This window comes from Bacillus sp. AFS041924 (genome assembly GCF_002577195.1).
Lineage (GTDB): Bacteria > Bacillota > Bacilli > Bacillales > Bacillaceae_G > Gottfriedia.
Map to the genome: position 1 here is coordinate 1 of NZ_NULG01000078.1, position 995 is coordinate 995.

Sequence of the window (995 nt, forward strand, 5' to 3'; positions counted from 1 at the left end):
ATATAAGCATGCGTTAGTTGTATAAAATTAGCATAATTTATTTAGAAAATCCTCTAAATTTAAAAGATATACATCTTTATCTTTTTTAAAATATAATTTACTACCTCTTCCAACGGCATAGTTATAATTTAAGACCTTCCCATTCTTATCTAATAAATAAAAACTTATTAAAGTTTTATTTGTCATGGAAAATAAATGCATTTTACCTTTTTGATTATAACCATTATCAAACAAAGCATAATCTTTATGGATAGCGAATGCGCTACTACCTTTAATAGGAATATTCTTAATTATTTCAAAACTATTTTTTGTTAATTTTACCAATGGAAAATCTGAATAATAATAGATATATATTGTTTCTTCGGAAATTACATTTAATGCATAGCAGTCCTCAATATAAGGTAACTGATTGTTTGTTTGTCTAACATATTCACTAAATTCAAATGATAATTGTCCTTTATTGTTAAAACAACTCAGTCCAGAATTCGTATTCTCATCAAAATAACTTACCCAAATATTAGAATTTTTTGTCGTTTGGACATCTTCTATGGCATCGTCTAAAGAAAACTTCTCCAGAAAGTTTCCGTATATATCATAAATAGTTGCATTTAACTCATCTTCATAGTCCGTTCTTGAACTGACCAGTAACCAATTATCATCCATCGGTTGAGCATAAGTATATGAATTCTTGACTTTTGGAAGGTATACTTTTTTTATTTCGCCATCTAAAAAATGAAAGATAGTATGCACATACCTTGTTTTCTCTTTTTTTTCTGACAATAAAACCAAGTTACCATCAAAATCTACACTGAGTCCAAAATCATCATGTTCTCCAACTATATCATCAACATTAAAACAATAATTTGCCATATAATCTTTCATTATTTAACCTCTTTTAATAGTTTATATAAATTAAAGTTATATTAGTTATTATATTACCTTATTAAGAGAGTTCTGCCTTAATATTTTTTCCTAATTCATACAGATAGGTAAGG

The 995-nt window shown here is 26.4% G+C and carries 1 protein-coding gene; it reads right to left on the reverse strand.

Annotation, left to right across the window (positions count from 1 at the left end; all coding sequences use genetic code 11):
* Positions 1 to 27: 27 nt before the first annotated feature.
* On the reverse strand, positions 28 to 882 hold the full coding sequence (locus tag COC46_RS15755; RefSeq protein ID WP_098810776.1) for a hypothetical protein: 855 nt from the start codon (positions 880 to 882) through the stop codon (positions 28 to 30).
* Positions 883 to 995: the final 113 nt, after the last annotated feature.